Annotated in this window: 23 protein-coding genes; 16 read left to right on the top strand and 7 right to left on the bottom strand. The window is 38.7% G+C overall.

Annotation, left to right across the window (positions count from 1 at the left end; genetic code table 11):
* Together ESV85_RS10665 and ESV85_RS10660 are read left to right on the top strand one after the other, a co-directional pair.
* Complete coding sequence (locus ESV85_RS10665; RefSeq protein ID WP_146917420.1) at positions 1–1230, top strand: YaiO family outer membrane beta-barrel protein; 1230 nt, start codon at positions 1–3, stop codon at positions 1228–1230.
* Positions 1230–2420: a hypothetical protein gene (locus ESV85_RS10660; protein ID WP_146917418.1), complete on the top strand. Its 1191-nt coding sequence runs from the start codon at positions 1230–1232 to the stop codon at positions 2418–2420. Before ESV85_RS10665 ends, ESV85_RS10660 begins: the two co-directional genes overlap by 1 nt.
* A 2-nt stretch (positions 2421–2422) precedes the next feature.
* On the opposite strand, the gene ESV85_RS10655 is transcribed toward ESV85_RS10660, so the two are convergent.
* The gene (locus tag ESV85_RS10655) at positions 2423–4129 is read right to left on the bottom strand and encodes an LTA synthase family protein (RefSeq protein WP_191321984.1); all 1707 of its coding nucleotides are present in this window, start codon (positions 4127–4129) and stop codon (positions 2423–2425) included.
* A gap of 378 nt (positions 4130–4507) precedes the next feature.
* Here ESV85_RS10655 and ESV85_RS10650 point away from each other — a divergent pair, with 378 nt between their 5' ends.
* The 4 genes from ESV85_RS10650 to ESV85_RS10635 are packed head-to-tail and all read left to right on the top strand — an operon-like array spanning position 4508 to position 7631.
* Positions 4508–5050 (top strand): class I SAM-dependent methyltransferase, encoded by a 543-nt coding sequence (locus ESV85_RS10650; protein WP_146917415.1) that lies wholly within the window; start codon positions 4508–4510, stop codon positions 5048–5050.
* 9 nt (positions 5051–5059) lie between these two features.
* Positions 5060–5305 (top strand): DUF3253 domain-containing protein, encoded by a 246-nt coding sequence (locus ESV85_RS10645; RefSeq protein WP_146917413.1) that lies wholly within the window; start codon positions 5060–5062, stop codon positions 5303–5305.
* A 41-nt stretch (positions 5306–5346) separates the two neighbouring features.
* The gene (gene msrA / locus ESV85_RS10640; protein ID WP_146917411.1) at positions 5347–5925 is read left to right on the top strand and encodes a peptide-methionine (S)-S-oxide reductase MsrA; all 579 of its coding nucleotides are present in this window, start codon (positions 5347–5349) and stop codon (positions 5923–5925) included.
* Positions 5926–5963: 38 nt separating this feature from the next.
* Entirely contained in the window at positions 5964–7631 is a 1668-nt protein-coding gene (locus ESV85_RS10635; RefSeq protein ID WP_146917410.1) for a DUF6909 family protein, read from the top strand.
* A gap of 186 nt (positions 7632–7817) precedes the next feature.
* Here the strand turns inward: ESV85_RS10635 and ESV85_RS10630 are convergent, their stop codons facing one another.
* The 4 genes from ESV85_RS10630 to ESV85_RS10615 form a co-directional block, all read right to left on the bottom strand.
* Positions 7818–8309: a GyrI-like domain-containing protein gene (locus tag ESV85_RS10630; RefSeq protein WP_146917408.1), complete on the bottom strand. Its 492-nt coding sequence runs from the start codon at positions 8307–8309 to the stop codon at positions 7818–7820.
* Positions 8310–8547: 238 nt separating this feature from the next.
* Entirely contained in the window at positions 8548–9207 is a 660-nt protein-coding gene (locus ESV85_RS10625) for an SGNH/GDSL hydrolase family protein (protein WP_146917406.1), read from the bottom strand.
* 55 nt (positions 9208–9262) lie between these two features.
* On the bottom strand, positions 9263–11131 hold the full coding sequence (locus tag ESV85_RS10620; protein ID WP_146917404.1) for a gamma-glutamyltransferase family protein: 1869 nt from the start codon (positions 11129–11131) through the stop codon (positions 9263–9265).
* Between the two features lie 20 nt (positions 11132–11151).
* Positions 11152–12216, bottom strand: a complete 1065-nt coding sequence (locus tag ESV85_RS10615; RefSeq protein WP_146917402.1) for a carboxypeptidase-like regulatory domain-containing protein — start codon at positions 12214–12216, stop codon at positions 11152–11154.
* A gap of 340 nt (positions 12217–12556) precedes the next feature.
* Here ESV85_RS10615 and ESV85_RS10610 point away from each other — a divergent pair, with 340 nt between their 5' ends.
* The 4 genes from ESV85_RS10610 (at position 12557) to ESV85_RS10595 (ending at position 16548) form a co-directional block, all read left to right on the top strand.
* On the top strand, positions 12557–13969 hold the full coding sequence (locus tag ESV85_RS10610) for a DEAD/DEAH box helicase (protein ID WP_146917400.1): 1413 nt from the start codon (positions 12557–12559) through the stop codon (positions 13967–13969).
* A gap of 77 nt (positions 13970–14046) precedes the next feature.
* Positions 14047–14874, top strand: coding sequence for an N-acetylmuramidase domain-containing protein (locus ESV85_RS10605; RefSeq protein ID WP_146917398.1), 828 nt, complete (start codon positions 14047–14049; stop codon positions 14872–14874).
* A gap of 2 nt (positions 14875–14876) precedes the next feature.
* On the top strand, positions 14877–15323 hold the full coding sequence (locus tag ESV85_RS10600) for a DinB family protein (protein WP_191321983.1): 447 nt from the start codon (positions 14877–14879) through the stop codon (positions 15321–15323).
* A 52-nt stretch (positions 15324–15375) separates the two neighbouring features.
* Positions 15376–16548: a hypothetical protein gene (locus ESV85_RS10595; protein WP_223275970.1), complete on the top strand. Its 1173-nt coding sequence runs from the start codon at positions 15376–15378 to the stop codon at positions 16546–16548.
* Positions 16549–16637: 89 nt separating this feature from the next.
* Here ESV85_RS10595 and serA read toward each other — a convergent pair whose 3' ends face one another.
* The gene (serA, locus tag ESV85_RS10590) at positions 16638–18530 is read right to left on the bottom strand and encodes a phosphoglycerate dehydrogenase (protein WP_146917397.1); all 1893 of its coding nucleotides are present in this window, start codon (positions 18528–18530) and stop codon (positions 16638–16640) included.
* A 224-nt stretch (positions 18531–18754) separates the two neighbouring features.
* Between serA and ESV85_RS10585 the strand changes: the two genes are divergently transcribed.
* The 3 genes from ESV85_RS10585 (at position 18755) to ESV85_RS10575 (ending at position 19940) form a co-directional block, all read left to right on the top strand.
* Positions 18755–19273 (top strand): DUF4920 domain-containing protein, encoded by a 519-nt coding sequence (locus tag ESV85_RS10585; RefSeq protein WP_146917395.1) that lies wholly within the window; start codon positions 18755–18757, stop codon positions 19271–19273.
* A gap of 1 nt (position 19274) precedes the next feature.
* Positions 19275–19481 carry a hypothetical protein gene (locus tag ESV85_RS10580; protein WP_146917393.1) on the top strand — a complete coding sequence of 69 codons (207 nt, stop codon included), beginning with the start codon at positions 19275–19277 and terminating at the stop codon, positions 19479–19481.
* 84 nt (positions 19482–19565) lie between these two features.
* A complete protein-coding gene (locus tag ESV85_RS10575; protein ID WP_146917391.1) occupies positions 19566–19940 on the top strand; it encodes a DUF983 domain-containing protein in 375 nt (124 codons plus the stop codon).
* Here the strand turns inward: ESV85_RS10575 and ESV85_RS10570 are convergent.
* Positions 19934–21472, bottom strand: coding sequence for a BCCT family transporter (locus tag ESV85_RS10570; RefSeq protein ID WP_146917390.1), 1539 nt, complete (start codon positions 21470–21472; stop codon positions 19934–19936). The genes ESV85_RS10575 and ESV85_RS10570 overlap by 7 nt on opposite strands.
* Before the next feature lie 81 nt (positions 21473–21553).
* Here ESV85_RS10570 and ESV85_RS10565 point away from each other — a divergent pair, with 81 nt between their 5' ends.
* The 3 genes from ESV85_RS10565 (at position 21554) to ESV85_RS10555 (ending at position 24440) form a co-directional block, all read left to right on the top strand.
* The gene (locus ESV85_RS10565; protein WP_146917388.1) at positions 21554–21934 is read left to right on the top strand and encodes a MauE/DoxX family redox-associated membrane protein; all 381 of its coding nucleotides are present in this window, start codon (positions 21554–21556) and stop codon (positions 21932–21934) included.
* Between the two features lie 126 nt (positions 21935–22060).
* Complete coding sequence (locus tag ESV85_RS10560; RefSeq protein ID WP_146917387.1) at positions 22061–22738, top strand: TetR/AcrR family transcriptional regulator; 678 nt, start codon at positions 22061–22063, stop codon at positions 22736–22738.
* Positions 22739–22757: 19 nt separating this feature from the next.
* Entirely contained in the window at positions 22758–24440 is a 1683-nt protein-coding gene (locus tag ESV85_RS10555; RefSeq protein ID WP_146917385.1) for a peptidase domain-containing ABC transporter, read from the top strand.

Raw genomic sequence — 24440 nt, 5'->3', positions numbered from 1 at the left:
ATGAAAAAAGTAGCTTTTCTTCTTATGTGTTCTCTGGCTTTTTCAATGGGAATCAAGGCGCAGGACTCGTTTGATCCAGATGTTTTGCTGGTAGATGCCAGAACTTTGATTTTGGATGGGAAATACTATGAAGGTAGGAAGATCGCTTTTCGTGCCTTGTCCAAATACCCGGATTATGCTGATATCTTAATTTTAGTAGGCAGAAGTTATGCTTGGGAAGGTAAAAATGATTCAGCTTCTATTTACTTGGAGCGGGCGATAATAGCTGCTCCTACCTATGAAGATGCCTATTCTGCCTTTTTGGATAATTTATCCTGGGATGAGCAATATGATCGAGCAGAGGAAGTTTTGGCCAAGGCTAAGGAGAATTTAGGACAGCCGCTTCCTAATAACCTTCGTTATAAAGAATCTCGATTATTTTATTTCAAAGAAGAGTATGAAGAGGCTTTTGAGATAGCAGAAGATCTTTTTGAAAAAAATTACAAGAATGATAATCTGCTTAGCTACATGCAAACCTTGCAGAGGTTGAGAAGAAATAATGCAGTGGGAGTGACATACGATTATGATACTTTTGCTGGGGACATTTCACCTTGGAATACTTTCTCTTTTTATGGAAGAACCCGAACAGATATTACCGGAACACTTATAGGCAGGGTGACTCAATCTTCTCGTTTTGATGATAATGGGACCTTGTTTGAGCTAGATGCCTATCCATCTCTGGGAGAAAAAATGTACGCATATGTGAATGTGGGTGGATCATCGGCAAGTTTTTTTCCTCAATTCCGTTTTGGAGCATCGCTTTATTATAATTTACCTAAAGCATGGGAAATAGATGGTGGGTTTAGGTACCTGAAATTCTCTGATCCAACTACTATTTACACTGCTTCAGTAGGTAAGTATATAGGCAACTGGTGGTTTAATCTTCGAGGTAACTTAATTCCTGGGACAGGTAATAGTTTGGGGACTTCTGCCAATTTGCAGGCAAGATATTACTTCAAAACAGGAGAGGATTTCTTCTCAGTACAGTTGAGTTCGGGAGTATCTCCTGATGAGGAAACCCGTGACCCTACACAACTTCTGAATTCCTACAGAGCGAGAGTTGGTTATCAGCAATTGGTGCTTCCTCGTTTTATGATTTATGGTTATACTGGCTATAGCCGTGATGAACTTGGTCCGGATAGGTTTAGAAATAACTTGAACTTTTCAATGGGTGTTGAATATAGATTTTGATGAAAAGAATTTTTACAGAAGAATTTAAGCTACTTATTAGTCGGGTTTTTCCCTTCGTCTTTATTTTGGTCCTTATTCCATTGATCAGTTATCTGCTATGGATGGTGTTTCCTGCCAAAGAGATAGAGATTGTGGTGATAGACAAGACCGTACCTACTGATACTTATCAAGAACACCAAACACTCTTTTGGGCTTTTGAGCACATGAAGATTCAGAATAAGGAAGGGCAGTATTATAAAAAAGACAAGGACTACTTTGGTTTTTTCCCAAATGATTCCCCTTCATTCGGAACCCCTAGGGACTTGAGGGAATTGACTGAAAGCGAAATAAAAGAAAAGGCTTCAGGTCTTGATGTTTTATACTTTGCTGATACCTATGGTGTTTTTGAAGATGATTTTGAGGAAGCTGAATTCGATGAAATATCCAAGAAAATTTACGGAGGCTTAAATCGCGGGGATATAAGTTTATTACGTGAAGCAGCAGCGCAGCATAAAACAATCATAGCGGAATTCAATACCATGGCTTCTCCTACTCCTGTAGGAATAAGAACAGAGTTTGAGAATATCATGGGCCTTAAATGGACTGGCTGGATAGCTCGGTATTTTGATGAGATGGATACTACTATTAATACTGATATACCAAAATGGTTTATTTCACAATACATAGATCAGCATCAGAATACCTGGGTGCCATCTGGCCCTGGTATTGTGTTTGTGCATGAAGATGGTACCGTAGAAGCTTTTTCCAATGATGTGGAGTACTTAGGTAGAACTCCCAAAATCCGCACGCAAAGGATCAATCAACATGGATTTAATCTACCTGAGATTGTTCCATATCCTGATTGGTTTGATATAGTACTTATTGAGCGAGATTATCAAGTGATTTCCTACTACGATATTGATCCAACTGATATAGGCAAAGAAAAGCTTAGAAGCATGGGGTTACCTCGTTTCTTTCCCGCAGCAGTTGTCAAGAATGTAGGAGAAGGTGAATATTATTATTTGGCAGGTGATTTCTCAGATATGCAGAATCCACTGGGATCTCCCCACTTTAAAGGATTACCTATGCTGTGGAGAGGCTTGCATACTGTTTCAGATTTTACTGATAGAGAGAGTTTTTATTGGAATTATTTTTATCCATTGCTTTCTCAGATTATGGATAAAACCTACAAGGAAAAACTTAAAGATTAATACTATTCAATTGGTAGTAACTTACGTGTCTGCATAGTGTAGTTATTTTTGTTTTTGTAGTCTTCAAATTCACCAGTCAATTTATTCTTGACATTTTGATCATCGATCGGATCTATATTTAGTCCATCAGTGATTATATATAACTGATCATCAGAGATGAAGTATTCTCCATTAAGGTATTCCATCAGCTGATTTTTATTCCGCATCAGCGGCATAGCAATGTTTGATTGAAACACACGAGAAGTATCCAATACCTGTCCCATCCAAATTGTTTGCTCAGGTAGTTGAATACCAACCTGTGCGTGTAGAAAGGCAAGCAGGGATGGCGTAACTTCAAAATGACTACTCATTCCTTTAAAATAAGCAGGTCTATTAATAAGCGGTGAATAAATAATTAGAGGAACATGGAATCGGTCCAATCTGGAAGCCATAGGAACTTCAGGAAGCCGGTGATCACCTGTGATTACAAAGATTGTATTTGCAAATTCAGGCTTCTTACTATAGGATGTGATAAAGTCCTTTATCGCATCATCAGCATAGAGAATAGTCATGTAAATATCCTGATATTCCCGATATTCAGTCTTTTTGGCATCGGATAGATTCAGGTAGTTTTCCAGATGATCTTCAAACTTTTTCGAATAGAAATCCCTTTCCGGAACCAAATAAGGATCGTGAGAGGTAATGGTTTGGAATATTCCAACTTGTGGTTTTCCTATATTTCGTGGGAAAATGGCTAATCCATTACTGAATATCTCTTTGTCACCATAACCCCAGGTAAAGCCATTGGCAGGGGGCATTTTCTGATATTGTGGAGCAAAATCGTCAATATCTATAAGCTGAGTTACCCCAGCATTTTCCAGAAACTCCTTTTGATTGTCAAAGCTGACATCACTACCAATAAAGAAGCTGGATTCGTAGCCGTTTTTCTTTAGAACACTTAGCAACGTTTCATGATTAGGAAAATCTTCATACAACTCTTGAAATCCTCTTTCTCCAAAGGGAAGCCCTGCCATGAGTTCAGGCAGCACCCCAAAGGTTCTACCAGTGGAAGAAATGGCATTGGTCCATACCAAGCTATGAGACTCGAGTGAATCAAGGAAAGGAGTAAAGCTCCCGAGATAGGCATCCTTGCCAGAATAGGCTTTCCCCATACTTTCTACCAGAATGAAAACTATATCTGGAGCAGTGGTGAGACTGTCGAAATATGGACTTAGTACATCTGGGTATTCTGCTTTGTGCAGAAAAGGATAGGTTGGGTCTGTAAATTCCTTTTTTACAAACAAGGCTTCATTGAGAGACCTGAGGTAGAAATCAAAGTAATATTCTTTGGTGTACATGAAGTAATCAAATGCCTCCTGTGAGAGGTACTTAGATTTATTCATCTGAATATTTGTCTTTGTCTCGTCTAATTTATTCGTATCAGTAATGGGGAGAAAGTAGAAAAAAATCAAAAAACAGTATGTAGCAAGGGTTAAAGCCATAGTTACTTTGCTACTGATTTTTAGGTACTTATTAGCCAAGGCTAGTAGGTAGAACATAGCCGCACTCAATAAGACACCACTTCCAACAGTCAAAATATTGAACTGTCCTGAAGATCGAACGGTGAGGATGATGTCATCCACGTTATAGGCAAAAAGATCTTTGCCCAGCGGGACAAATGTCTTATTGAAATAGAATATTAGGGCTGATTGAAGAAAGATTGCAATCACCAGCCAAGTTTGGGTAAACCACTTTGCAAACGTGACTGAAAACAAACTATTCACTACATGAAGTATGAAGAGTAGACCCAGAAAATAGAAAAGCCAACTGAGATCCTCTAAAAGACTGTAACCAATTACCTCTTTTATACTGAGAGGAATTATACGCGATTTGAATATTAAACTTAATTCAATTGCTCTCAACAAAAACATTAAAGTTGAGAAGATCAGCGACATACTCCAGAAATTACTGAGAGTAGTTTTAATTTTTGCTGGTAGGTTGGATCTAATTTCAGCCTTTTGGGCCATATTTACTCGTTAACTTTTTGGGTGAAGTCTGAAAAGATAGGTTAAAATCGGGTATCTTCAACGGGAGAATTAAAATATTATATGAGCAAATCAGATTTGTTGTTGGAGTTATACACCAACTTGAGTACTACTGGAGCTGTAGCTTTCAGTTCTAAAACATTGGTTAAGAAGATGCTTGCCCATGTTGATTTTAAAGACGCCAAATTAATTATTGAATTAGGGGGAGGAGATGGAAGTATTACTAAGGGAATAGTAGATAAATTAAGTCCTGAAACTGAACTTTTGGTTTTTGAGATCAGTAAATCTTTTTGTACTTCAATGGAGAAGTTGTTTCCACAAGATAACGTAAGAATTATCAACGATTCCGCTGAAAACATCGACAAGTATTTGGATGGAAGAAAGGCAGATTATGTTCTTTCTAGCTTACCATTTAGCTTTTTTGCACCAGAAGTAAGGGATCGAATTCTTTCTCAAAGTAAATCTGCACTCACTCAGAGCGGTTCTTTTATTCAGGGCTGTTATTCCTACCTATTGAAGAATTTATTCAAGAAGCACTTTGGGAAAATAAATATCAGCTTCACTTTAAAAAATCTTCCGCCAGCATTTGTGATGGTTTGTCGATAAGTTATTGCTATGGAAGTTCTTAGAACAGCCATTCTAGATATGCTTAGGCGAAAAAAGGCTGAACCTTTTTCTTTATCTGAAGTAGTCCAACAGATGTATCCCGAAGACTGGGAGCAATTCCTCGAAGAATTGAATAAAGTAGCGTTGGAATTGCAGGATGAAGGTCTGCTGAGTATCGCTTACGATAAGCAGCAAAATAGTTCTGATGCGAGTACTTCCAGCACTTTGATTATATCTCCTCCAATCAAACCATAGTAGATCTATTTCAGTTTGTAAATCAACAAGAACTTACAGCTATGGATAAGGAATTGAAATTCCCGACTACTGAAGTAAAAATACCTGAAGGATTGAATTTGATAACCCTTGGGGCTGGATGCTTCTGGTGCATTGAAGCCGTGTTTCAGCGATTGGAAGGAGTAGATAAAGTGGTGTCGGGATATGCTGGAGGCTTCATTGAAAATCCCACGTACAATGCAATTTGTACAGGAACCACTGGTCACGCGGAAGTGATTCAGGCTTATTATAATCCTACTATGATAAGTTTGTCAGACCTTTTGGAAGTTTTTTGGGCTACGCATGATCCTACTACTTTGAATAGACAGGGTGCAGATGTAGGCCCTCATTATCGATCTTCCATATTCTATCATAGTTCTGAGCAGGAGATTCTTGCTAAAAATATGAAGACTCAATTGGATGACTCTAAGGTGTTTGACAGTCCTTTAGTTACAGAGATTACTGCCTTTACTAATTTTTATCCTGCAGAAAATTATCATCAGGATTACTACAACCAGAACGGGGCACAGCCTTATTGCCAGTTTGTGATCAAACCCAAAGTGGACAAGTTGAAGAAATTCTTTTCACAGCGCTTAAAATAGTATTTGCTATTTTTGTCTTGCAAAACCCATTTGCACTTATGATTAGAACCAGAGCACACGAATCCAGAGCCGCGATCGAGCGATTGTACATCACAATGAGGCACCTTTTTACACGAGGTAGCTATAAACCAATGGGAGTTTCAGGTGAAAGCCTGGTAGATGCCTTGCGCGTATTAAGCCCAGAGATTTACGGATTGGTTACTGACCATGAAAAGATAGAATTGGATGGTTTGCTCTATGTAATGGAGCGTCTACCTAGAGGGATAGAAGAATGCCGTTTTGTACGTCTGATCAGTCGTGAAGGCTATGAAACTTCCAAACTGGAAGCCATCATACCTTCTAAGCGTAAGCGGAACTGTTACAGATTGGACGAGCAGATCATGTATGTGGAGATGACACGTGGCCGCTCCGACATTTATGATATTTTGACTCACCTTACTTTTTTATATATAGAGTCAAACAAAATCTACAATAACAGCACAGATCCAAAAGGTAAGATTTCTACCAACTGGTTGATGCTGCAGGAATTTGTACAGAAAGAAGCAGCAGGAGAGGAGTTTGAGAAGGAAGCAGCAAGTGCCTACTTGAGTCATCTGATCGGGAGAACTTACGAAGAGACTATTGAGGCAGTAGATAAATTTGAGAAAAGCAGTAATTCCAATAGTCTGTTTTCCATTGTGTATCACATGGGGAAATTAGCGCAGGAAGAAGCCACAAAGCAGTTGGATCGTGAGATATCTTTTTCCACCACACTTAGAGAGAGAATCGGACATCACGTATATGGAGAAATGTGGGCTAGGAGAATAAAGATTGCGCTGGATGAGCATGATCTACTCAAACGTCCCATTCATATTATCTCTGCTAATCTTCACTCTGTAGTCAATACCATCTACGGAACTCAGTTGCTAGATCTGAAAAGCTACGAAGCTCTGGAAAAAGTGGTGATGGATATTTCTGTCAAAGCAAAAAGTAACAAAGGGGAAGCTATCGATAAGTATGCGGTAAAGCATGGTTTTATCAATTTGCCGGATGAGTCAGGAACAAATATCGGTGCTCAGATTATCGATACGGCACTTTTGGAGAAAGATGAGTTGATACCAGGTGTGAAGTTGCCAAAAGATAAATCCAAGAGACCTGTTTTCGTGGTGATGGATTATGCCTTTGGCGAACAGGCTTACGAATGCTTTGATGAATTGCTCAAGCCTTATGATAAGGACGGTAAGTCAATTCCATTGGATGTGGTATCTACCTCTATCATGGGAAAAGCTGGTATTCTATATGGAGGCAAAGGTGATCTAATGATCCCAAATGCGCACGTGTTCGAAGGAACCGCGGATAATTACCCTTTTAAAAATGAGCTGAAGAAGTCTGACTTTGAGGGTTTTGGATTGGGAGTTTATTCTGGACCTATGATATCTGTTTTGGGTACTTCTCTTCAGAATAAAGACATACTCACCTACTTCATGCAATCATCCTGGAAAGCGGTAGGATTGGAGATGGAAGGAGCGCACTATCAGAAAGCCATACAATCTGCTTCTAAAATCAGAAAATCCATACGCTCCAATGTAAAAGTGCTTTATGCTTACTATGCATCGGATAATCCCTTGGAAACAGGAAGCACCTTGGCTTCTGGTGCTTTGGGAATGGAAGGAGTAAGACCTACTTACTTGATAACCTATAAGATCTTGGAGAAGCTGTTTGGGTAAGTTTCTGAAAGAATAAATACTATTGAAAAATGCCTGAGATGAGAATCTTGGGTATTTTTTTTAACCCTTATCTAGTTCAGATGGATAGTAGGATATTTGTGTGAGACTTATGTTGCCAAATGCCATTTTAACGCTTGTGTTGAATATGATCTATTTCAACCTAGGTGTTTGGAGATTTCCCCGCGTCTAATCATCACTTTTTGGTTGAATGGGAATCCATAACTCTTCTTCTGAATCCGGGTCATCATTCTTGTACTTTTCTCCCATCTCAGTAAAGTGAGGTCTATGGTCAAGTTGGTGGTTTGAACTAGGGAGCCAAGTTCCCAAAATATACTGATACATCGCGGGTGCTTCATTGTCAGTTCCTCTAAAAGGGAAAACTGCATAAAGACCGGAAGGAATAATTAGTTCTTCCATTTGATCTGGAATAGTTTCCAGATCAGTCACTTTTACTGCCGCCCATTTATCGAATTCAGTTGCAGGATTAAATGAATCGAAATAGGATAGGGAATCATATACTTCCACTGAATACAAGTCTTCATCTACTCTAGTATGAATTTCCTTTTTCCTAGGCATAAAAGACTTCCAAAGTGCTTGGGTCTGATTGTTCAAGAAATTCATTCTCACTTTTTTGCCAATGAGTTTTGTTTCTGGAAGGGATTTTATGCTTGGATTCATGCTGTTTTTATTGATTATTAAAGTAGACCACTGTGGTCATGGAGAATAACACAGAGGGCGCAGTGTTTAATCTTTAGTAACTTGTGTAACCTAGCAAATCATCCAAGGGATCAATTTCCACTTCGAATCAAATCATTCTTAAAAACAAAAACTCATTGAAAAGAAAAGGGGGTAGGAGATTTAAACTCGTTTACCAGGTTTATTTTTTCGTGTAATTTTCAACTCTATATTCTTATTCCTACTTCATCCCAAGATCCTTCTCCAGAAAGCTACTTATAGATTCACTAAGCTTCTGGTATCCTTCAGGAGAATAATGTACATCATTTGATCCTACGCCGTAATCCTTATGAATTTTCACAGACTCTTCGTAGATATCATTTACTTGGACTTTGTGTTTTTTCATAATTGCCTTTGCGGCCTCATTGTACTTTTGCACATCATCAGTGAATCTGCCTTCTTCCTCAGGTGGTACATAGGTAGTGGTCACAAAGATCAATTTTGCATCAGTTTTTGCCTTGATAGTAGTTACCAATAAGTCAAGGTTTGCAGCATATTCATCCACAGTGTAAGTCACCTTACCATTTACCTTATCTCGATTTCCGGTGGATTTTGCATCAGGTAGTCTATAGCACAAGTCCCACAGGCCCCAATTGAATTGAACTATATCCCATTCTTTATTACCTAGCCATTTATTGATTTGCTTCAAGCCAGTGCCTGTATGTTGGGCATTTCTAGGATTATGTTTAACCAATGCTTTGCCTTCAAAATGATCCTTGACGAAGGGAGTGTAACCAATCGAGATAGAATCGCCGATAATTAATACCCTGGGTTTCCTGAAGCTAAAAGCGCTTAAGCAAAGTAAAATCAGGAATGCGGAGGATAAGATACTTTTATTCATTATTGAAGATAATTAGGTTTTTTGGCTTAGGATGGTCCTTTTATATGAACATACCTTACCAGGCAATCCCATAATCATCGCCGTAATCACTACTTCCTCCCCAGAAGCTACCATGCTTCCAATCAAACCAAATTGCATTGATTGGGCCGGAAGTTTTGTTCCATAATTCAATATTGTATCCTTTTTTTGCCAAGTCTTTTCGTATCCAACTTGGTGTGTCTTCTCTTACTACTATGGCGCCAGGTCGTGATTCATGATCACCAAACGAGCTCTGCATTTGATAGGAATTGAAGTTGGCTGCTTCTGTGGCCTCTTGCACATCCATCCCAAATTCAATGATGTTTAGGAAAAGCTGTAAAAGATTCTGATCCTGAGAATCTCCGCCCTGTACTGCAAATGCCAGCAAAGGTTTCCCATCTTTCATCGCTAAGCTTGGGGTGAGGGTTACTCTTGGTCTTTTTCCAGGTTCAGGTAAGTTATAGGGGCTGAGATTTTCATCTAAAACGAAACTTTGCATACGCTGTGACAACCCTACGCCTGTGTTGCCTGCGACGACTGCAGGAATCCAACCACCGCTAGGAGTAACAGAAACTACCCAGCCTTCGGCATCTGCAGTTTCCACTGAAGTTGTTCCGCTTTGGAAGTCACTTATAAACTGCTCATCCAAAGTACTGTTGATTTGCTTAGGAGAAAGTGCCGCAGTAGCCTGTTCCTTTTTTCTGAGTAGATTCAAATGAGGATTGGTTCCACCCTGAAAAGGGTAGGGATCTCCTGCACCTATTTTTGGATCATTCATTTCTTGGATCAGTTTTGCACGCTCCTTAGCATATTCTTTGGAAAGCAATCCTTCCATTGGGGAATCTACAAATGCAGGATCTCCGTAGTAAAAGTCCCGATCTGCAAATGCCAAACTCATCGCCTGATAAACAGTGTGGATGTAATTCACGGAATTGTAACCCATAGATTTAAGATCAAAATTCTCTAAAATATTCAGGGACTGAAGTAAGACAGGACCCTGAGTCCACTCCTGCAATTTGTACACATCAATTCCATTGTAATTAACGTGCAGTGGTTCTTCTATTTTTACTTTCCAATTTGCTAAGTCAGCTTCAGTGAAAAGTCCTCCTTGTTCCCGTGTTCCTCTGACGATTTCCTTAGCAATATCTCCTTTGTAAAACCTATCATAGGCTGCATAAATTGCTTCTTTTCTAGTTTTCCCGGCTGCCAAGGATTCTTTCTCGGTCTCTACCAGTTTGGACAGCATCTGGTAGAGATCTTCCTGTACGAAGATTTCTCCTGCTGAAGGAGCTTCTCTTTTTTCTCCCAGATGTGGGAGGAAAATCTTTGTAGAATAAGGCCATTGTTTAATTCTAGCCTTTTGAGCTTCTATAGCATCTGCAGTTTGAGCTTCTATAGGATAGCCTTGGGCAAGTTCCATGGATGGTTTTAAAATTTGGGCTAAACTCATGGTGCCATATTCTGCAAGCATCGTCATGATTCCGCCCGGTGTACCAGGAGTAGTTGCTGCCAAGGGACCATATTGTGGAGGATAATCCATGCCTTGAGATTTATAAAAATCTACCGTAGCACCAGTTGGAGCATACCCCAACGCATTGATAGCAATCACTTTTTTGGTGTTGGGATTATAGATCAATGCTTGTGTTTCGCCACCCCAGGAAAGCACGTCCCACATCGTAGAACTAGCAGCAATCATAGCGCAGGCAGCATCTACTGCATTGCCACCTTGTTGGAAAATGGCTGCTCCGGCAGTAGCTCCAAGTGGTTTTCCTGTGATAGCTACCCAGTTTTTTCCATGCAAAACGGGTTTGTTATTTGGCGTGGTGCCAGCTCCCAAACCGGGAAGGCCTTGACTGTGTGCCTGAAGCGTGATTAGAGAAAATAGCAGGAGGTAAAATTTATTCATAAGGGTAGGTTTTAGTCGATTTATTTCAAATCCATCAATTGATTCAAAATGGGTTTGAAATCAGCGAATTTAGAATTGTAAAAAGTGAATATATTAAATAAGGTATTGGGATCTCGAATTGAGAGTGCATTTGAATTCACATAATCTTTCATTTCCTCTGCATTTTCATCAAAGAGTTCAAATAGCTTTTTCCGATTGGTTGGTACTTCTGTTATATTTTTCCCCTCTAGATAGTAATAAATATTTCTTTTGATTATTTGGTGATTCTGGTTCCCCATCATCAGAGCTGTATTATAATTGGATTCCTTAAAAACTGCCATAGTCCTTCTCATCAGAGGGAGTTTACCATCTACAATTACCTCAAAGAATCCCGAAATCGGTGATCCTTCATTAAGAAAATCCATTCCATTTACAAAATACCGGGGAATCATTGTGGTAGAATCCACCCACACCAAATTCTGAATACGTAGTCCAGCCATCATTGTGATTTGATCGGCTTGCGGAGCCAACATCTCAAAAGAATTAGAGGTGATGTTATATCGAACGCTATAGCCTTCAAGCATTTTTTGATCTTTATAGAGTAATAAGGAAGCTGTGTTCCATTTGGTATCCAGGTAGTTGTCACCCTCTATTTCGGTCGGCTGAGGAGGAATTCCATAAATCATATTTCCTCCAATAAAATTTGGTCGTTGATTGAATAGGTTGGTGATATTGGTCGCCCTGATTGTTTGTTGAATCGCAGAACCTGTACCTGTAGCACCATATTTTACGAGGTAAATTATTCCCAAATCCAGGTCTGCTTTCAAATTAACTACCTGTTCATATGCAGTATATCCTTCAGCATTGATCGACAAAGTATACTTGTCTTCAGCTATATTCTGGAATTTAAAATAACCGCCCTTAATTGAAATATTCCCATAGGTTGTACCCTTTAGCGTAATCTTCGCTCCATCAATAGTTTCTCGTGTTTCTGCATCGAGTATCCTTCCGTGAAAACCAAAAGTTTGGCCAGCTAAAAATAAAGGGGTAGTGAGAAATAGGAGGGAAAAGAAAAAGGATAGTAAATAATTTTGATTTCTATGCATAAAATTAAAGGGTCAATTTCGATACAGATGAAATATAACTTAAAAGTGGGATTGAAACCAGAGCTAATCAGGGAGAATTAATATTATTAGGAAGATAGCTGCATCGCTAGCTATAGTATGATGCCATTAGTCTAATTTTCTTTAGGAGACTTAAATAGACTCAACATTAGCTTTAACAATTTCCTTTATTACTTTACTAACAGAAATGGAATAAACCTATAAATTGGAATTCGATCAGGTTCAAATAACCCAACTATTTGTGTTTCTGTACAATTAGGGGCTATATTTGAGCAGACGTAAAAGATAACGTCGCTTTTTACAATACTTCACTTACCATAATTTGGACTTCTCATCATTTAATTTCGAAACCTCGCTTCAGGAAGGACTGGACGCAATGGGTTTTGAAAAACCAACCCCAATCCAAGAAAAGGCCATTCCGGTCATCATGGAAAATAAGGATCTTATCGCTTGTGCCCAGACGGGAACAGGTAAGACCGCCGCATTTATACTTCCTATACTTAATAAAATAAGCAAGAACGGAACGAGCACTTTGAATACACTTATTCTAGCGCCAACCCGGGAACTTGCTATTCAGATTGATCAGCAAATCCAAGGATTTGCCTATTTCTTAGGAATTAGCTCTATTCCAATTTACGGAGGAGGAGACGGGATCGTCTGGGAGCAACAAAAGAAAGCTCTAGAAACTGGTGCTGAAATTATCGTTGCGACACCAGGTCGTTTGATCGCATTGCTTGCAGGAGGTAAAATTGATCTGTCAACACTTGAACATTTGATTCTTGATGAAGCTGATCGTATGATGGATATGGGATTCTCAGATGATATTCTGAAAATCGTCAATTACCTTCCAAAGAATCGTCAGACAGTTCTTTTCTCTGCTACCATGCCTCCTAAAATCAGGCAGTTTAGCATGAAGTTTCTCAATAACCCAGCTGAAATATCAATTGCTTTGGGCAAAACAGCTAAAGGAGTAACTCAAGCTATGTATTCTGTGTACGATACGCAGAAGGAAGAATTAGTCAGAAATATACTTTCTCAAAAAGCTTATGAGGCTGTTATCATTTTTGCTTCTACGAAGGACAAAGTGAAATCCCTTTTTAAGGTGTTGAGAAAGCAATTCGATATTGAGGCTTTTCACTCAGACTTGGAGCAAGTAGAGCGTGAGAAGATCATGTCTGCTTTCAAGAACAAATCAGTAAAAATTCTGATAGGTACAGATATCATTTCACGTGGTATAGATGTAGTGGGAATAGAATTGGTAATCAACTATGATACGCCATCTGACCCTGAAGATTATGTACACAGAGTAGGACGTACTGCCCGTGCAGATGCAAAGGGTGAGGCAATTACTTTCGTGAATCCTAAGGATCAGTATAAGTTTGATAACATAGAGAAGTTGATTGGGATGAAAATCACTCAAAATCCACTTCCTGAAGGTTTTGAAACTGGACCTGCCTACACTGGAACGGCAGAGAAAGGTAAGTCTGACTATGGTTCAAAGAGAAAGCCAGCATTCAATAAGAACAAAAAGTCGAATTCTGGAGGGAATAGAAAGCCTTTCCCAAAAAGGGAGAATTCTGGAAATGACGCTCCTAAAGAGGTTCAAGCAAATAAAGAGATTCAAGCAAAGCCTGTCGAGGAAAAGAAACCTGCAGAAGTGAAAGCTCAGTCTGAGCCAAAAGAGGTTAAGCCAAGTAAATATGGTATGCGAAAAAATGTCGTTGATCCTGATTAATTGATCAACTAAGGAATTGCTAATATGAAGTACTTCAATTATATTGAAGTACTTTTTATTTTTAAACCTTTTTAGCAATGCAATATATAAGACTCAGATCAAGAGGTTTATCTGTTTCATTTTTACAGGAACTTCTTGGAAAGCTAGGTTACGAAACTCCGTCTTCAGGCTATTTTGGAGTTGAAACCGATGTGGCAGTTAAAGACTTCCAATCAAGGAATCAGCTTGTCGTAGATGGAGAGGTAGGAATTAAAACGTGGACTTTACTTTTTGATAAAACAAAACCAGCGGATGTGCTTGGAGATGTGTTTCTCGGTGAGCAAGACCTCGTTGATTTTGCCAAAAGGTATCTGTTGGAACTTGCCGCTGTAAAAGCAGTAAATGAAGTAGAAAGCTCCGGTAAAGGTTTTTTTATTGATGGAAGGCCTAAGATTTTATTTGAAGGCCATGTTTTTTGGAGACAATTACTAGCTAGAGGAATAAATCCTGAGAATTTTTCCAATCCATCTAATGAAACTGTTTTATTCAAGCATTTTAATAGAAAACAATATTTAGGAGGACCAAGGGAATATGAGAGGCTTAATCAAGCTGCTTCAATTTCTCCTGACCCTAAATTCAGAGAGGCAGCTCTATCCTCAGCTTCTTGGGGAAGTTATCAGGTGATGGGCTTTCATGCTATTCCATTGGGTTATCCTTCTGTTCAGCAATTTGTTGATGAAATGTATAAGCATGAGAGAAATCACTTAGAAGTATTTGGGCGATATATCCTAAAAAACGGTTGTTTAGCCTATTTACAGAGTAAAAACTGGGCAAAATTTGCAGAATGCTACAATGGTTCGGGATATGCACAGAATAAGTATGATGAGAAGATGGCTAAAGCCTATTTGAAATTTTCAACCCAGTAACTATGATACTTGATGAACTTATTAGACTTTTTGAAAGGGATATAAAGCGAATGAAAGTGGAGATTGATGCTTATTCCAAAGAAGAGAATTTGTGGAAAGTAGATCAAAGAATCACTAATTCAGCAGGAAATCTTTGTCTACATCTGATAGGAAATATGTCCTATTTTGTAGGAAAAGAAATAGGTGGATTTCAGTATGTCAGAGATAGGGATTTTGAATTTGCAGGTAAAAATGTACCCAAGTCAGAATTGATAGCGATGATAGAAAAACTGGAACATGTTGTCACAGCTAGTTTGGAGGGGTTAGATGAGTGTATGCTTGAGAAAGATTACCCTCTGGAAGTATTTGGAAGTAAAATGACTTACAATTTTTTTCTAATCCATCTCTTTGGCCATTTTAGCTATCACTTAGGCCAGATCAATTACCATAGGAGGATACTAGATAAGTAAAGAATAACTGTTTTTATAGATAATAAATACGTTATCAATATTGTTTTAAGTCATGAGAGTTCTAGCTGTTTTATTATCTCTTTTCATAGTAATAATTTCATGTGATCCCAAAAGCAAGACCAATTCAATAGAACCTAATCAAAAGGTTTCATTAGAAAAGCTGGACAGTATTCAGATTAATTATTTAGGTAAATATCAAGTACATGATCTAGATCCGGTGTCTAAAACTGTTGTATTTGATGGCGGTGATGGAAACGCTTCGCAGATAATAGTATTAGCAAATTTTGATGGGTCAATAATCAATTCATTTTCCAAATTAGGGGATGTTCCTGATGGTTATGGCGGTCTAATGAGCACAATTAGACTGATTGGTGAAAATCAACTATTGGTATTTGGCTCTAAAGGATTTATAACATACGATTTTGAAGGAAACCTAATATCGGGTGTTAAGGCAGTAGATTTCCAACCGCTTAATTCCAGACCGATACGAATGGGGCTAGGTATGGAAAAGTTAGGTGATAGTTATTTATATGTGAATCAAGATATTCCGGATAATAGGAGTTATTCGGATAAGGAGATTTATGAAGATTTATATTTGTTGAAGTGGTGGTCTCCACTTACAGGAGAGCAAGAGTCCTTTGGCCAATTTCAGGAAAGTAGCATTTACCGAAGCGGAAAGTACTTTTACCCCAATTCCTGGGCACCTGTGTACAGCCTTTCTGATGATAAGATCTATGTGGCATTTGGATTGGAGCCAGTAATCTATGTTTTCGATTCCAATCCACCTTATTCACTGATTTCCAGTTTCCCGCTTGATCTTCCAGAATACCGCTACTTTGAAGGGAGGGATAAGTATTCAAGAGACTTGACATTTTTCTTTTTAAGCGTAGTTACTTCAGGAAGAATATTAAACATAAAGAAAGTTGATGGGTACTTCTTGGTTGCTTATACCCAAGGATACAGCAACGCTGATATAGAAATGCGAATAGCAAAAAAATCCGAAGAGGAAACTATCGATTTCAATAACAGAATTGATGAGAAATATCCTTTACATCTCGCCATTTTGGATTCACTTGGGAATTTAGTTAATGATATAGTCCCGGTTGGCTTGGAGGTTGAAAGTATGTTGATAAGAAATGGTGAACTTTGGATGCAGGAAACACCCAACAAGGAAGTGGAGCTGGATTATTTCAGACTGTTTCGAGTCGGGTTGAAATTAGATTAATTGGTTTTTTGTAGGTGTTTCAATTCTTAAGAGATATAAAAAAAGTCCCGCATCAACGGGACTTTTTTAGTTTTAGGAATGCTTAAATCCTAGTAAAGCACTCTAAAGCGGATAGTGCCAGGAATATGTTTCAATGCATCGATTGCTTCATTTGAATAAGCTTTGTCGATATCAGTAATTACGTATCCGATCTTCTCGTTAGTCTTCAGGTATTGTCCGACGATGTTAATCTCAAAGTTTGCCAAGATCTGATTGATTTTTGCCAATACGCCAGGCTCATTCATGTGAATATGAATAAGTCTATGAGCGTTCTGCAAGAATGGCAATTGGATATTAGGGAAATTTACAGAATTGTACGTGTTGCCTGTGTTGATGTATTCCATGATTTTTCCTGGAACAAATCGGGCAATGTTCTCTTGCGCTTCTAATGTACTTCCACCGATATGTGGAGTTAAGATCGTATTTGGCAAGCCAATCAATTCAGAAACGAATGGTTCCTTGTTGTTCTTAGGCTCTTCAGGAAATACATCGAATGCACATCCAGCTAATCTTCCGGAAAGTATCGCGTCACGTACTGCAGGGATTTCTACCACATGTCCACGGCTAAGATTCACTAAGTAGGAGCCAGGCTTCATCAATTCGATTTTCTCTCTATTGATTACATTCTCATTTTCTTTTCTACCATCCACATGAAGTGAGATGATATCACAAGTACTCATTAGCTCATCAAGGGAGTTTACTTTCGTAGCATTTCCCAAAGCAAGTTTTTCAATCACATCGTAGTAGAACACATTCAATCCCATGTTTTCTGCAAGAACTGAAAGCTGCGCTCCAATATTTCCGTAACCTACGATTCCTAGTTTTTTGCCTCTGATCTCAAAACTACCTGTAGCAGATTTGTCCCATTTGCTTTCATGCATGGAAGTCGTCTTATCTACAAAATTTCTCATCAGGAAGATTATTTCTGCGATAGCCATTTCGACTACAGAACGAGTGTTGCTGAAAGGAGCATTGAATACTGCAATTCCTTTTTCTTGACAAGTTTCCAGATCGATCTGGTTTGTACCTATGCAAAATGCACCTACGGCGATCAGTCTATTAGCATTCTCCAATACCTTCTTAGTGACATTGGTTTTGGAACGAATTCCTAGAATAGAAACAGTTTTGATTTTCTCGCAGAGTTCCTCTTCTGACATGGCAGAGCTTACTACTTCTACTTCGTAGCCTTCTTCATTGAGTAGATCGACACCGATTTGGTGGACATTTTCAAGGAGCAATACCTTGATTCTGCTTTTCGGGTAAGAGAATTTCGTGTTCAAATTATTGACGTATAGGATTTCATCCAAACTTGGCGCAATATGATCTGCCTCTTTGGTTACTTTAGGACGGTTTACATTTTCAGTAAATGCATAAAACTTATTGGCTAGGCCTGATTTCTTGATCTCATAATCTGTGTAGCCGTCACCGATCACATAGATTTCGCCTTCAAGATTGATCTTTCTAATTGTTTCCGCTTTGCCATTATTCTGAGAAAGTGGGTTGTCATGGTTGAAATCTACAATATTATCCGACTCATCGTACACAAATTCATTTGCAAAGACATTGTCATGATGAATGCCATAATCTGCTACTATAGGAATAATGAAATCCTTGAAACCATTGGATACGATGTAGATATTATCCGAATTATCCTGAAGGAACTCTTTGTTACGCTCAAAGGACTTGGAAACTTTTTGCTTCAAAGCAGCGATCAAGTCAGTAATCTGAGCCTTGTTGGCTTTGAGGATATCGATTCGTTGGACCAAACTGTCACGAAAGGTCAGATTACCCTCCATACCTTTATCAGTAATATCCTTGATAGCTTTTAGTTTTACTTCTCTTTCTGGATCATTGAGAAGACTGATTTCTCCCAGAATATCGAGAGCTTCTACTTGTGTGAAGGTACTGTCAAAATCAATAATGAACTTAGTCGGATGAGGCATGTGCAGGGTCAAAAGGTTAATTCTTCTGTAAAATTACAGGATTGTTAAAAAAATCGAAGTTTTATTGAAAAAAATGTTTCAAATCTTTTTCGCAATCGATCTTTTCGCAATAAATAAGGGAAATAGGCAGGAATTTCGAATTACTATAAGTTTGCCAAACATTAATGATTTTCTTTTTCCCTCCAAATCTAAAGCGTATTTTTGGGCATTAATCTCCCAATGGTATGAAAAACTCTCATTTAGTTATACTTGCTTTTGGTCTGGCACTAACTACTGCTTGCCAAAATCAGAAATCTGAAACAGTTCTGGAAGAAGTAGGAACAGAGGTAAGTGCTACGGGTACTATTCCTGGTAGTTACGGTGCTAAAGTAGATGTGTCAGGAATAGTTTCCCCATCTGAAATGGTTCTTGTGGTGGAGAAGGAAGGGAATTTTGAAGGAAAAATTTCTGGTGAGATAAAAGAAGTTTATACCAAAAAAGGCTGCTGGCTTACTATGGAACTCCCTAATGGAGAGAGCATGCGAGTGACTTTTAAGGATTATGAATTTTTCGTACCGACTACTTCTCAGGGATATCCAATTATTTTGGAAGGAATAGCTGTTTTGACAGAAACGGATGTGGAAACTCAGAGACACTACGCTGAAGACGGTGGAATGAGCAAAGAGGAAGTGGCAAAAATCACTGAACCTAAGCGTGAGATTACTTTTGAAGCAGTTGGTGTAGTGATTAAAGACAAAGCGTAATATGCCAATAGCACTTGACAACCTGCGGATAGGTAGAAAATATCAGTTGGTCAACATGGGTGAAGTCAGACAGCTTGAGATTATTGATCGTTTGAGAGGTGCTAATTTCAAAGTAAAGGATCTAGACACCCTTGAATATTATACCATTGAGGAATTACTTCAATGGGGAAAAGGCAAGGATTACGATATCGATGAGATTTTTCGATAAAAATTAAACACCTGCCATCTTTCATTTATCAAAGTTTTTTAGGTGTCGTCAAATCCTAGAATTTATTCCTATAAACTAGACGAAATGAGTAATAAAAGTACATTCAGGGCTATCCTTGGAGCAAAATGTCCTCAGTGTCACGAAGGAGATTTATTCTCAGTGCCTGTAAATAGCTATCGTAAATTATCCGATGTCAATAAATCTTGTTCTGAATGCGGAGCTAACTTTCACGCAGAACCGGATTTTTACTATGGAGCAATGTACGTCAGCTACGGCTTCTCTGTAGCCTTAGTGATTACGACTATGGTGGCTTTGAATATACTAATGGACAAACCGGAGCTTTGGATGTATCTTACTACAGTTGGATTGTCGAATATAATCTTAATGCCTTTGATGCTTCGGTATTCTAAAGTCTTGTACCTCTATAATGTGGGGAAATTGAAATATCGAGGTTATTGATTGTTCAAATATTTACTCGGTGAAATAAGTATCATAAGAAGGCTTACAGAAACCAGAAGTAAGAAAAATAAGGCTGGTAATCCGCCAATTACGGAAAGAATTCGTACCCCATCGATTCCTGAATAGGTGATCATTACCCAGGATAAAAATCCAATCAGCACCCCCCAAATGACTTTTAAATTGGTGTCTGAGCGAAATGGATCTCCATCTTGCTTTTTCATGCTTATGCTTGCCAAGGCATCTGTGCTGGAATCTGCTGCCGTCACGTAGGATATAAAAATGCCAAGAATGAATAGCTGGGCAAATATCTTAAAGTAGCCCATATCCTCAAAAACCTTATAAATGATAGATTCAGGGCCTGAATTTAGAAAAAGGTCTTTGTAAAGCTCAGGATTGGCGGAAGCAAAATCTAATGTAGTTCCTCCAAAAATCCCCATCCAAATCAGACAAAAAAGTGCAGGGAAAAACCAATTTACCAATAGAAATTCCCGGACTGTTCTACCCACAGCTATTTTTCCAAGAAACAAGGCAGTCATGGGAGCCCAGGCCATCCACATCGCGAAATTAAAAGTAGACCAATCGTAGGTCCAGCTGTTTCCAGAGCCGCTTAGTTGTAGGCTTAGGTCTGCGAAATTTGAAAAATATTGGCTAAAGCCAGTCAGTATAGAATCGAATATTCTCCCCTTTTCTCCAAGAATCACAAATAGAAATGCGATGAGAAAGAAGAAGCCAAGATTGAAAAGTGAGAGGTTTTTAATTCCTTTTTCTATTCCTGTAGAAGCTGAGATAATGAAGGTGATCAAGATCCCAAGAGTAATTAATCCTGTGAGAAATGTGGGATTTAACTCCGGAAAGAAAGCTAGAAAACCTCCAGAAAGACTTAGAATTCCCGCTCCAAGCGCAGCAGCCATTCCTGTCACCAAAGCGAAAAGGCTAAACATATCCAATCCTGTTTCCCAAAATCGGTGAGGTGTATTTCCTATCATCGGTCTAAGCATGATACCAAGACTTAATCTGCTTTTGCCAGAATAATACATCAATGCAAAAACTAAGGCTGGCACCGCGTAAATAGCATAAGGAGTAAATCCCCAGTGAAAGTATAGTGCTCCCAAAGCAAAGGTCTTAGCTTGATCTGAATTGGATTCAAAACCCTTGAAATCTGGAGGAAATAAAAAATGGGAGAGTGGCTCAGCGCTCCCCCAAAACAAGATTCCAACTGCGATAGTTGTACATAGGACAATAGCAAACCAGCTGATTCTATTCAATCGGGGAATTGCTGATTCACCGCCGATTTTATACTTGCCTAAAGGGGAAAAGTAGACAGCAATCGTAAGCAAGGTCATCGTAAATGATACCCAGCTAAAACCAAGTGAAAAGTTGGTCAATATCCTTTGCTGTATATTCCTGATGAAATCAATAAATACATCAGGAAAGATTATGCTGCTAAATACAGCTAGAATTAGAAGTATAAATGGCGGCCAGAATACCCAGGGGCGAACGTTGAACCTGAAAAATGCAGTGTTTTTTGCCATGGAATGGGTAAGATACCGGAATTTAGAGTTCTTCAAAAATAGGATTGAAACTCTTTTAAAATATGACTCATACGACCAATAATGAAAAAACTTAAAACAGTTGGACTCTATTTGATGTCTGCTTTTTATATACTAGCGGGTATTAATCACTTCATAAGCCCGGACGGTTATCTCCGATTAATTCCTGAATATTTACCATTTCATGAGCTGTTAAATATTTTGGCAGGAGTATGTGAAGTAGCATTTGGAATTGCTTTGCTGTTTCCTCAGACTAGAGGCATGGCAGCTTGGGGAGTCATATTGATGCTGCTAGCATTTATTCCGGCACATATATATTTCATCCAACTGAATTCCTGTATTGAAAATGGAATTTGTTTGCCTCCATGGACAGGTTGGTTTCGATTGCTGATCATTCATCCTGTACTGATTGCTTGGGCATATCTATATACCCGTAAGATTTAATTCTTGATTTCTCATGTGGTGATGAAATATATATTTACCACTTCCTGTTAGTAATGCTAACTTTTTGAAAGATTTGTTAACTTTTTCCCTACTTCTGCGTTTCACAAGAGGTTACAAGACTCTTTTATGGAAAACTTAGTGAATAATATGAAGATGGAGGTGCATGACAATCTCTATCTAAAAGAACCTTTCAGCTCAGAATTGGGTAGCTCCATAGTACAGAAGGGAGCAGTTCTCATACAGGATTTAGGTATGGAGAACTTCACTTTTAAAAAACTTGCAGTACATATAGGAGTGACGGAAGCGGCAGTTTATCGCTACTTTGAAAATAAGCATATGTTGTTGCTTTACCTTACAGCTTGGTATTGGGCGTGGATGGAAGTTAATTATGTTTACTCTACGGCAAATCTTGAAAGCAGCAAAGCACGTCTATCCATTGCTATGAGACTCATTGTAAATGGGCCGGTCTTCACTAAGAATGTTCATATAAATCCTGCTGATTTGCGCAGTATAGTAGTCAATGAATCACTTAAAGGATACCTGACCAAAACTGTTGATGTAGAGCATGAAAGCGGGATTTTTGCTCAAGTTTATAGTTTTGGAGAGCGAATTTCCGAATTGATATTTGAAATAAACCCTTCTTATCCCTATCCGAAAACCTTGGCATATACTGTCATGGAGTCTAGTTTACTTCATGCCTTTAATGCCAGACATTTGCCCGGCATGACGGAGCAATCTCTAGACTCAGAAAATCGGTTGGTCTTTTTTGAAGATTTAATAGTAAAGGCAATCTCAAATGAATAATTCAAACACAATTACTCCTATGAAGCGATTTTTTAATCTGCTGAAGGAGGAAAAGGATCAGGTGTATTCGATCTACTTTTATGCCATTTTGAATGGTTTGGTAGCATTGTCTTTACCACTGGGAATACAGGCTATTTTGAATTTCGTCCTTGGAGGTAGGATTACTACTTCTTGGGTGATTTTAGTTCTTATAGTAGCAGCAGGTATTGCTTTTGGTGGTTTTCTACAGATCTCCCAATTGCAAATCACAGAGAAACTGCAACAAAGAATCTTTGCCAAGTCAGGTCTTTCTCTTGCATACAGACTTCCAAAAATTAAATCAGAGCTTTTTCATGGTACTTATGCTCCAGAGATTGTAAACAGGTTTTTCGATACTGTAAATCTTCAAAAGGGAGTTTCTAAGATTCTAGTAGAGTATTCTACAGCATTGATTCAGGTGGTTTTTGGATTGATTCTGTTGTCGTTTTACCATGCGACTTTTATTCTTTTTGGGATAGTTTTAGTGCTTATTCTAGTTACGATTTTCTATTTCACCAGCCCAAAAGGTATGTCCACTGCGATGAAAGAATCCACGCACAAATACGAGACAGCATATTGGTTGGAAGAGATTGGACGTACTCTAAATACATTTAAACTGGTCGGAGGGAATTCAAAGCTGCCGATTCTACGTGTAGACAAGCTTCTAGCGCGCTATGTGGAATATAGAACACATCACTTTTCCGTGTTGGTTTTTCAGTATAAAGTCTTGATCGGCTTCAAAGTATTGATAGTGACCAGTCTTTTAGTTGCTGGTAGTTTACTACTGATCAATGGACAAATCAGTATTGGTCAATTTGTAGCTGCAGAAGTCATTATCGTAATGGTGGTGAATGCTGTGGAAAAGTTGATCATTTCTCTGGAGACTGTTTACGATACACTGGTGGCTTCTGAGAAACTAGGGCAGATCATGGACATGGAACTTGAGGATCACAATGAATCCGAAAAGGATATCACTAATCAATACAAGGGAATCAAACTGGCAATGGAAAATGTGATTTTTCAACCTAGAGATGTTATCAAACCTATTTTGAAAGGAGTCACCCTAACTATAGAAGCTGGTTCCAAGGCAGTAATTACTGGGAAAAGTGGAAGTGGGAAAAGTGCAATGCTTGCCCTTTTTTCAGGATTATATGAAACCTATCAGGGCAAAGTGAAAATCAATGATCTCTCCTTGGAGATGATACACTTGGACAAGTACAGAAGTTCAATAGGGGATTGCATGGAGCTGCAACAGATTTTCCATGGAACGATTGGTGAGAATATTTTGGTGGGCAGAGACATAGAGCCGAAACAAATGGCGTTTCTACTTGAATTGGTAGGACTAAAGGACTTTGTGTATCAGTTGCCGGAGGATTTGCAAACGGTACTTCTGCCTGAAGGAAGAGGACTTTCAAGAAAGATGGCTCAGGCGATTATGTTGGCAAGAGCTCTTGTGGGTGAGCCTCAGGCAATGATTCTAGAGAATTCGCTCCATCATCTTGACAAGGAGATAAAAGACCGCGTTAAGGATTATTTGTTTGGTGGAAAGTGGACACTGGTGATGGTCACACAAGATGTAGAAGTGATCAAGGAGGCTAATCAGGTAATCGTAATGGACAATGGTGAGCTAATTTACCAGGGGAATCAAACAGGGTATCAGAATTTTTTAACACTTAACTCATAG

Source organism: Algoriphagus aquimarinus (assembly GCF_007997215.1).
In the GTDB taxonomy this organism is placed as follows: Bacteria; Bacteroidota; Bacteroidia; order Cytophagales; family Cyclobacteriaceae; genus Algoriphagus; species Algoriphagus aquimarinus_A.
Note: the sequence above shows the minus strand (reverse complement) of the source record. Positions and strands in the feature narration are given on the sequence as shown.

Coding starts and splice junctions, on each gene's coding strand:
- ESV85_RS10665 (WP_146917420.1), top strand. CDS start 1: ATGAAAAAAGTAGCTTTTCTTCTTATGTGTTCTCTGGCTTTTTCAATG.
- ESV85_RS10660 (WP_146917418.1), top strand. CDS start 1,230: ATGAAAAGAATTTTTACAGAAGAATTTAAGCTACTTATTAGTCGGGTT.
- ESV85_RS10650 (WP_146917415.1), top strand. CDS start 4,508: ATGAGCAAATCAGATTTGTTGTTGGAGTTATACACCAACTTGAGTACT.
- ESV85_RS10645 (WP_146917413.1), top strand. CDS start 5,060: ATGGAAGTTCTTAGAACAGCCATTCTAGATATGCTTAGGCGAAAAAAG.
- msrA (WP_146917411.1), top strand. CDS start 5,347: ATGGATAAGGAATTGAAATTCCCGACTACTGAAGTAAAAATACCTGAA.
- ESV85_RS10635 (WP_146917410.1), top strand. CDS start 5,964: ATGATTAGAACCAGAGCACACGAATCCAGAGCCGCGATCGAGCGATTG.
- ESV85_RS10630 (WP_146917408.1), bottom strand. CDS start 8,309: ATGAATCCAAGCATAAAATCCCTTCCAGAAACAAAACTCATTGGCAAA.
- ESV85_RS10625 (WP_146917406.1), bottom strand. CDS start 9,207: ATGAATAAAAGTATCTTATCCTCCGCATTCCTGATTTTACTTTGCTTA.
- ESV85_RS10620 (WP_146917404.1), bottom strand. CDS start 11,131: ATGAATAAATTTTACCTCCTGCTATTTTCTCTAATCACGCTTCAGGCA.
- ESV85_RS10615 (WP_146917402.1), bottom strand. CDS start 12,216: ATGCATAGAAATCAAAATTATTTACTATCCTTTTTCTTTTCCCTCCTA.
- ESV85_RS10605 (WP_146917398.1), top strand. CDS start 14,047: ATGCAATATATAAGACTCAGATCAAGAGGTTTATCTGTTTCATTTTTA.
- ESV85_RS10600 (WP_191321983.1), top strand. CDS start 14,877: ATGATACTTGATGAACTTATTAGACTTTTTGAAAGGGATATAAAGCGA.
- ESV85_RS10595 (WP_223275970.1), top strand. CDS start 15,376: ATGAGAGTTCTAGCTGTTTTATTATCTCTTTTCATAGTAATAATTTCA.
- serA (WP_146917397.1), bottom strand. CDS start 18,530: ATGCCTCATCCGACTAAGTTCATTATTGATTTTGACAGTACCTTCACA.
- ESV85_RS10585 (WP_146917395.1), top strand. CDS start 18,755: ATGAAAAACTCTCATTTAGTTATACTTGCTTTTGGTCTGGCACTAACT.
- ESV85_RS10580 (WP_146917393.1), top strand. CDS start 19,275: ATGCCAATAGCACTTGACAACCTGCGGATAGGTAGAAAATATCAGTTG.
- ESV85_RS10575 (WP_146917391.1), top strand. CDS start 19,566: ATGAGTAATAAAAGTACATTCAGGGCTATCCTTGGAGCAAAATGTCCT.
- ESV85_RS10570 (WP_146917390.1), bottom strand. CDS start 21,472: ATGGCAAAAAACACTGCATTTTTCAGGTTCAACGTTCGCCCCTGGGTA.
- ESV85_RS10565 (WP_146917388.1), top strand. CDS start 21,554: ATGAAAAAACTTAAAACAGTTGGACTCTATTTGATGTCTGCTTTTTAT.
- ESV85_RS10560 (WP_146917387.1), top strand. CDS start 22,061: ATGGAAAACTTAGTGAATAATATGAAGATGGAGGTGCATGACAATCTC.
- ESV85_RS10555 (WP_146917385.1), top strand. CDS start 22,758: ATGAAGCGATTTTTTAATCTGCTGAAGGAGGAAAAGGATCAGGTGTAT.